The 8,498-nt window shown below is 42.3% G+C and carries 5 protein-coding genes; all 5 read left to right on the forward strand.

The annotated features are described in order from the left end of the window. Nucleotides 1–143: 143 nt before the first annotated feature. From V7K42_RS17395 to V7K42_RS17415, 5 genes are read left to right on the forward strand one after another with little or no spacing between them, the layout of a single operon-like run. Nucleotides 144–1,412 carry a protein kinase domain-containing protein gene (locus V7K42_RS17395; RefSeq protein WP_334918173.1) on the forward strand — a complete coding sequence of 423 codons (1,269 nt, stop codon included), beginning with the start codon at nt 144–146 and terminating at the stop codon, nt 1,410–1,412. Next, nucleotides 1,409–4,633, forward strand: coding sequence for a DEAD/DEAH box helicase (locus V7K42_RS17400; protein WP_334918175.1), 3,225 nt, complete (start codon nt 1,409–1,411; stop codon nt 4,631–4,633). The genes V7K42_RS17395 and V7K42_RS17400 overlap by 4 nt, the downstream gene beginning before the upstream one ends. Further along, on the forward strand, nt 4,626–6,275 hold the full coding sequence (locus tag V7K42_RS17405; protein WP_334918177.1) for a hypothetical protein: 1,650 nt from the start codon (nt 4,626–4,628) through the stop codon (nt 6,273–6,275). Before V7K42_RS17400 ends, V7K42_RS17405 begins: the two co-directional genes overlap by 8 nt. After that, nucleotides 6,245–7,783, forward strand: coding sequence for a hypothetical protein (locus V7K42_RS17410; protein ID WP_334918179.1), 1,539 nt, complete (start codon nt 6,245–6,247; stop codon nt 7,781–7,783). The genes V7K42_RS17405 and V7K42_RS17410 overlap by 31 nt, the downstream gene beginning before the upstream one ends. 36 nt (nt 7,784–7,819) lie before the next feature. Continuing rightward, nucleotides 7,820–8,422 (forward strand): hypothetical protein, encoded by a 603-nt coding sequence (locus V7K42_RS17415; RefSeq protein WP_334918181.1) that lies wholly within the window; start codon nt 7,820–7,822, stop codon nt 8,420–8,422. Nucleotides 8,423–8,498: the final 76 nt, after the last annotated feature.

The raw sequence follows: 8,498 nt of genomic DNA on the forward strand, positions 1-8,498 counted from the left end.
TTACCTCATATTGATTGCTTACTTAAAAACAGGTTTTTTCCTCCTAAATTAGGGCTTTAATTCAATTTCGAGTTTTAAAATAAGCGAACGCACAGCAAGGAAGGCAAGGAGCAATATATACCACTGAGGATGAAAATATCCTCGTGAAAGTCCGCAAACCGCCTGACTCTAGTTCAGCAGATTTTCACAAACATCTGCGTATTTTGCTCCGCCGCAATTTAGAGGTTGATGCCTTGGTGTTACCTCGTGCTGTTTTGGATGAGCCTTACTTGGGCTATGTGATGGAGCGGGTTAATGACAGCATTCCATTGGCGGAATTAGTGTACCCCAAAAGACTTACTACTAATTGGCACGTTGCTACAGGAGGATTGCGTCGTCGCTTGAGGATTGCTGCCCAATTAGCCAGAACCATACAGCAAATCCATCGCAATGGTCTTTGTTACGTGGATTTATCTTGGCAAAACGTCCTAGTATCATCAGACCCCAAGCAAACTTTTATTAAACTTATCGATGCGGACAACTTGATTGTTCCGGGCACATCGTTTGCTGAAGTTATGGGCAGTCCTGGGTTTATTGCCCCAGAAATTTTGAAAGAGTCTCGCTTTCCGGATCATGCGTGCGATCGCTGGTCTTTGGCGGTAGCAATTTTTCATCTGTTAGTGCTAAATCATCCCTTTTTTGGAGATGAAGTCCTTGAAGGTGAGCCGGAATTAGAGGAAATGGCTTACCAGGGGGAACTGCCTTTTATAGACTCCAGAGACAACAACCAAAATCGCTCATCTGCGGGTTTACCACTAGGGCGCGTGTTAACTAGAAAACTTAGAGAATTAAGCCGACGAGCTTTTGAAAACGGTGTAGCAGACCCTTGGGCGCGACCATCGCCAGAAGAATGGCTAATTGCTTTGTTGGAAGCTGCGGATCAAACCGCACTTTGCCCCAAATGTGGTGCTACTACCTATTTACCAGAAATGCGAGGTACTCCCTTTGTTTGTGACTGGTGCGGACAAACAAGCGATCGCCCAATTGAACTTGGTTTCTTTAATGTCGATCCAGCTATTGATAACTTAGACGAAGACGAGCGCAAGGAATTGATCAGAAATAAAAAACCTCACAGACTGGTCTTAGATGAAGAACAACAGAGGATTATTCCTACTCGCTTGGTAAGTGGCAATCTGGAAGCAATTGGTAATGCAGCATTGTTTGGTTCCACGCCCAATAGTAACGGCGATAAAGTTTACGGACTCAAAAACTTAAGCCAAGATACTTGGAAAACAAAAGATGCTGCTGGATATGAAGGAACTTGTGATCCTGGTAAAAAAATCTGGTTATCTGACCAAACATTGATCACCTTTCCATCTGGTATTAGAGCAAGGGTGCGTAATCCTTACCCACACATGGGAGGTCAAGGATGAAATTATTTGACTTGAAATTTGGCAAAGAGGTAAGCGGACGTTTTTTGCTGCAAAGAAGTGCGGCACAGTCAGAGTGGGAAGATAAAATAGTTGAATTACAACGAATTGATGAAGGTATTCTTGGCTTTGAAGCTCCCAACAGTAATGATTCCGATTTGGTAATCGAAGTTGAGCCAAACTCTGCTGATGCCAAGGTATTAATGTGGGAATTGCAATCAGGGCAGGTTAGTATACTTGCTTGCATTATGAAAGCAGCAGCCCAGGAAGTTGAAATTAAAGGACAAGCTTTTACTCTCCCAGAAGCTGAAATTCCCGTACAGTTGCAAGTGGCGCTGACTGACGAATTTATCGAGACAGTTGTGATGCGCCAGTGGTCTAAAGTAAAGACGTTTCAAGATGCAAAACGCTGTTTGGAACGGGAGTTTTTGCTTGATAAATTTAGCTATTGGTTTGTTAATTCTGGTGCTAGCGATCCAGATTTGGAACGGGGATTTACTGTGGTTGGGGCTGATCTTGCTCTTGATTTGACTTTTAGTGATGATAAGCAACAACTGTTAGCAAAACGAATTGTTAAACATCGCGGGCAAAATCTTGATCGCCGCCCTATATATTTAATGCGCCAATCGTTAGAGTTCTGCGACAAAACAGCCGCTTGTACTATATATTCGGCAGCAATTGCAGCCCTTGACAAAGCTGTTAGAGAAAATAATAGTTGGATTGCCAGTTGGAAGCATTACAACTCAGAAGAAAAAAGAATTTTAGAAGAGCGTTTTGGATCTTTGCCACCTTTACGCTATCAAGGCAGACCAAAACTAAAATCTGATGACAGTAGTAAAACTTTACTAATTTTTAACTTAGAACCATCAGCCAACCTTAAGCCTTGGGTTGAGCATATTTCTGGTGATGGACTGCCAGTAATAATACAAAGCGATGGAGGTAAACCAGAAGGATTAGCAGTGGATTGCGACCAGAAAAATAAGCGCCTCACAGTTGTTTGGGAAAGCGATAACGAGCCACCCAGTAATGGAGTAATTTCCCCCTCTATGGCTTTGGAGGAGTCAAAACTCAAAAAACGTGATAATGCGCTCAAGACCTTGGAATCTGCACGCGCTGGCTTGCCTTATTTAGGCTTAATTTTTGAGGGAAAAACCTTTGAGCGGGCAATTCCTCGCCAAAAAAAGATAATTACAAAACCAGCACGCAAGATGTTTGGGGAAACTGGGCCAACGCCAGATCAAGAAAAGGCGTTACGCATTGCACTGTCTACACCAGATATTGCCGTCATTCAGGGGCCGCCAGGAACAGGGAAGACAAGGGTCATTCAGGCATTACTGACCATGCTTAATGAAGGGCGTAATACGAACGATGGGTTGGAAACAGTCTTGGTCACGAGTTTGCAGCATGAGGCAGTGGATAATGCGATCGCAGGCATGAGCCTTTCAGGACTTCCTGTTGACCGACTTGGAGGCAAAAAAGGGGAAGATCGAGGAGCCGAGGTAATTCAAGCGTGGGGCGATCAAGTTATTAAGGTTGTGCGTTCGCACTTAAAGAACGAACATAAAGCAACTCGCACCCTCATCGACCAACTCAAAGGTAGCCTCTCCCATTGGCGCACTTCAGCAGGAGGAAGGGAAGGAACCCGTGAAATTATTTTAGCTTTTCGCAATGCGGCAGAACAGTTTTTATCTGCCCAGCGAATAGCCGAATTAGACCGCCTTGCGGCTACTGTTCCAACAGTGCAGACTCAGCCCAAGCCAGTGATTGAAGATGCCGAAGATAGGGAGGAACTAGAACGCAGATTAAATCAGCAGTGTACAGCAGAAGAAAATTTTAAAGATGATGGCAATCGACAGGCTCGGAGATTGAGACGCTTTTTGGAGCCTTATCTTGATAATCTTTCACCCGATATTATTGAAGCTGTGGAAGTTGCTGCTGCTTGGACAGAAGAAAATACAGCTTATCGGGAACCCTGGATATCCTTGCAGAATGCTTGTATTGGTATTCGCCAACAACTACTAGAGATTCCCTTTGCTGCCCCGATCGCCGAACAAGATGTGTCCGATCGAGAAATTGAGCAATGCCTCCTAGCTGCGCTCGAGGAAGTTGAGGTAGCCCGCGACCAAAGTGTAGAAGGACAGCAAGAAGCGCTGGAGCTATTTGTCCGCTATTTAGAAGAAGATCCAGCCCATGTCAGAGAAGTGATTGGAAAATATTCACCAATTCAAGCTACCAGTTGCGGACAAGCCGACTCAAAGTATTTGGGAATGGCTAACCGGACTTTTAACTTAGTTGTGGTGGATGAAGCCGCAAGGGCAAATCCCCTTGATTTATTAATACCAATGGTAAAGGGACGGCGGGTTATCCTCATTGGCGACCACAAACAACTTCCTCACGTTTTAGAAAGGGAAATTGAGCAGAGTTTGGCTAAGGAGGGGGATGAAAAGCTAAAGGATATATATGGTAAAAGTCTATTTGAAAGACTTTGGGAATCACTGCCCAAACAAACCGCTATCGATGGTATTGAGCGGACTGCCCAGCTAACGGCTCAGTTCCGAATGCATCCGACGATTGGGCAATTTGTCAGCGATCGCTTTTATCCTGAAAGCCCCCTTAACTCTAGTTTTGTCAAGCCGGAATCACGACCGAATTATACAGGTGAGTATAATCTAAAACCCATTGCTTGGTTAGATGTGCCTAAAAGTATTGGGGGTGAGACTCGTGCTGGCAATCGTAGCTGGCAGCGTGCTGCGGAAGTTGACCGGATTATGTGCGAACTGCGTCGTGTACTTCCCCCCATAGCGGAAAAATACCCTAATTTCGACCCAAGTAAACCAACGGGAATGGTTGGGGTGATTGCATTTTACTCAGCCCAGGAAGAAGCAATCAAAGAGGCGATCGCAGACCTGCGCCACGGGTTGCCAGAACATTTACAGCGTCGGGTGCGGGTGGGAACAGTCGATGCTTTCCAAGGACGGGAATATGATGTAGTTTATCTTTCCACCGTTCGCAGCAATCAGGAGGTATCTATTGAAAAGCGTCTTGGTTTCACAGCACTTCCAAATCGGCTATGTGTTGCATTTAGCCGCGCCCGTTGCGTACTAATTGGAGTAGGAGACTCTGCTTGTGTTGCGTCTTTGCGTCCTAATGGCACACCTTACTCTAACAGCTTAAAAGCTTTTGTTGATTTGTGTCGAAGTGAGCAGGGCTATGCAGATGTCTGATTTTGATGATGAATTGCTGTTTGATGATGATGAATCTTTACCTGACGAACTGATACTGTTACCAAGCAATCAAGTATCAGATGCAAAACCTATAAATATTCTTTTGTTTGCCCAACAGCAGGCGCACACTGACCAACAGCAAAACATATTATGGCCTGTTTATGGTTGGAGAATCGCTGCGCCACAAGTAACAGAGCGCAAATTAGACTTTTTGCAGCTAACTTCACTACGGCTAACCCATGCTGGGGTAACGCGCCACCAGGATCAAGCACAAATGCTGGGACAGCACAAAGATTTTCTTTTTAATGTCATGTTACAGCTAGAAAATCAGGGCTATATTGACAGAAAAGCTCGCTTGACTGATAAAGGAGAGAAAATTCTTCAGCAAGATGGAAAAGAGGATGAAGAGAAAACAGAATATGGCTGGATTTTTCAGGACGCAACAGCCGGTGAACTTCTAAGTTGGTTTTACACTAAAAGGTTACGCTATGCTGACTCTAGTCGTTCAGATGTCTCCCAAGCTTTTCAACTTCCGTGGATACGGCAAACACTACCTACACCCAACGCTGCTGATGTGACATCGGCAGTAAAAACTCAGCGTCGGCTGTTAAAACGAATTCAGGCTGATAATGCTGTTTCTGATGCCTATGGTTTTACTGAAATCAGCAAAGCAGATACTTTGACGCAAAGCAATAACACAAAGGTAGAGCAAACAGAAAATTTTGGTGTGCGTCTGTTAAGTAAACGACCGCAACAGTTTTATTTGCTAGTTTCTTGCATTGTTGAGGGAACATCCGATGGTCAATTTTCTCTACGCTGTCCTTTTGGGCTTCCAGATGGTTTTCGTTGGATACGTCTATTGAACTTTGCCACATCCCAGTGTGAAGAAGGCAAGAAAATTGTAGAGCATTTGCAGTCCAAAAGTCGTGAAGCTTGGAAACGCAAGCAACCTGGAGAAATTGAGCCGATCGGTTTAGCAAGGGAAGCCTACGACAAAATAATATTTGAAGTCGGCTCTGTACCAGACAAAGTTTGGCAGCAAGTTTGGAAAGAATTGGAACGCTTAGAACAATCGCGTACCCTTCTAGGACGTGGTTTCGATGAGACAGACACAAGTATTACGCGATCGCAAAGGGTTTTAGAGCAGTTAATGTTTACTTTACTGCAACTAGATACAATTCCTGCAAATATTTGGGAACCATATAAAAGTAGGGATACATTGCAACAATGTTTAAAAGATACAGTTATTGCCTGCGGTGGAAGCGAAATAACAGAGCGGATTTTATTTACAAAATTAGGAGCAATCCGTAATGTTCTTGATGGTGGTAAAGACTCTTTACGACCATATCTTGTGACATTTTTACTATCAGCAAGTCGGCGTAAAAGCTTACATCGCAGTATTTTGGAATATTTACTTAAAAAACATTTAGATTTTTTAGCAGATATAGAAAAAATTGCCCATATCCGCAACACAATTGGCGCTCATGCTGGTGGCAGCCACAACGAACCAATCATTTTAGTTGAGGAGCTAGTAACAAAAACATATCAAATTGTCCGTTTAGTTATTCAAGTATGGCGATTAACAAATCCCAATTATCAAAGGAGGTATAAATGGGTAAAAGAACTAGGAATTTCAATATAAATAAGAAGCTTCAGCAACCAACTACTCCTCAAACTAATACTCAAAATACTGCTGATGTTGCAGTGACTCCTCAAAATGTGTCAACAGTTGATGTACAGTCCCAGGATATTCATAAACTCCAAGACAAAATCAATGAACTGGAATTTCAGTTAGAGGAACAAAAAGAAATAACCACAGCAAAAGAAACTGAGATTGCCACAAGAGAACAGGAATTAGCCCAACAGAAAGTGCAAGCTATTAATGGCTTTAAAGAATTAGAAGCTATGGCTCGTCAGGAATGGCTAACAGAAAAAAAACAGGAAATTATAGTAGAACGTCAACAAATTATAGAAGCAGCACAAACGGAAGTTGACAAAAAGTTAAGTGCCACACAAACGGAAGCTGAAAAAATTATCAAGGAAGCTCAAAAGTTAAAGCTTGATGTCCAAAATCAAGCAGATATTATTATTGAACAGGCACAAAGTCTAGCCAACGAACATAGACAAAGAGCAAGAGAGCAAACAATTAAGGAAATCCAGAAGAAGGAAGAAGAATTAATAAATTACCGTAATGTACTTGACGATAGAGAAAGGGATCTTGAAGAAGAAGATAAAAAGCTGTCAAGAAAAAGTAAGCAAATTGAACGCCAAGAAAAAGAATTAGAAGTGGAAAATGATTGGTTAGCTTTGCAAAAGAAAAAACTACAACATAAGGAACAAGAACTAACTCAACGTGAAAATGTTTGTTCAGAAGAGGCAATTAATAGGTTGATAAAAGAAAAAGAAAATATTGAACAACAACTTCAAGTGATTCAAGATGAAAATCATCAGATGAGGGTAGAATTGGAGAGCAATAAAAATAGGCTCCAGGCTATAACAGGTTCGCCAGCGAAAATTTTAGAAGATAACAATATTCTAGAGAATAAGCTTAGAAAATATGAGAAATTATTTGAGCAATATCCATCAGAGATAGAGTTAGCCGAACTTTGCAGGCGTGCCGAAGCGACAATTGATTTTGAAGCTAAGTATCGAGATTTGCAAGCGAGGGTTGATGATTTAGAACGTATCCGTCGCCAGCAGCATTCAGAGAGGATGGAGACAGAACAACTTCGCAAAGAGAGAGATACTCTCAAGTTACTAAATCAGTATTTGAGTGAACAAATAGAAGAACTTAAACGGATGCTTGGTCAATTGCAAACCAGTCAAATACAAGCGTTTGGTAATTTTGCTTCTATGGATAAAGAAAATGAAAATACTATTGACAGACCTCATGGTGTTGCTGTTAATAATCTAAATGAATTAGCTGATATAAGTCGTGCTTGGATGGGTAGTTTACCAAGCCGCCAAGAGTTAGAAATGGGAGAAGCTGAAACCTCACATTTTGCTCATTATTATGATAAACATACGATTCGCGCTTTTATTGCCTCAATGGCAGCTTCTAGACTAATTATTATTCAAGGTCAGAGTGGTACGGGTAAAACTAGTCTGCCAGAATATTTTGCTTATGCAATTGGTGGTAAATTTGCCTGAATTGAAGTTCAATCTAGCTGGCGAGATAAGCTTGATTTGCTTGGTTCTTATAACTCTTTTTTCCGCGTTTTTAACGAGTCTCAGTTTTCTAGGGCAATCTATGAGGCAGGCACAACTCGTTACTGTAATCATCCTTATTTCATAGTTTTGGATGAAATGAACCTGTCACGGGTGGAATACTATTTTGCCGATTTACTTTCAATTATGGAAGGTCGCCCAGAGGATAGAGAAATTGAACTACTAAACCACGACCCTACTGGAGGTCAACTTCCCAAAGGAATTAGATTGAAAAACGGTGCAGTCCAGCTACCAATCCCTGATAATGTCTGGTTTGTTGGCACCGCAAATACGGACGAATCTACATATGAGATTACCCGTAAAGTTTACGATCGCGCTCAGGTTTTGCAAATAGATGAACCTTTCCCGCAAGAAAGTTTTGATACCACACAACCAGCAAATCTAAAAATCCCAGATTTTCGCCAAGCTGTACAAGACGCGATCGCCAAGTTCACAAATACAGATCGAGAAGCTGTAGATGGTTGTCTTACACTTATTAGTTCAGCATTGCATGAGTACTTTCAAGTAGGGTACGGACAACGCCTGCTAGATCAACTTTCTATCCAGGGCGAACGCATCTAAATATAGTACATAGATACTAAATAAAGGATAAAGGCAGCGATGCCTACGGCGGGCTTCGCCTACGCGTGTGGGATGA

The sequence above is a fragment of the Nostoc sp. genome (genome assembly GCF_036917455.1).
Classification (GTDB): domain Bacteria; phylum Cyanobacteriota; class Cyanobacteriia; order Cyanobacteriales; family Nostocaceae; genus Nostoc.

Excerpts from the sequence above, each read along its gene's own strand:
- V7K42_RS17410 (WP_334918179.1), top strand. The coding sequence starts at position 6,245 with ATGGGTAAAAGAACTAGGAATTTCAATATAAATAAGAAGCTTCAGCAA.
- V7K42_RS17400 (WP_334918175.1), top strand. The coding sequence starts at position 1,409 with ATGAAATTATTTGACTTGAAATTTGGCAAAGAGGTAAGCGGACGTTTT.
- V7K42_RS17405 (WP_334918177.1), top strand. The coding sequence starts at position 4,626 with ATGTCTGATTTTGATGATGAATTGCTGTTTGATGATGATGAATCTTTA.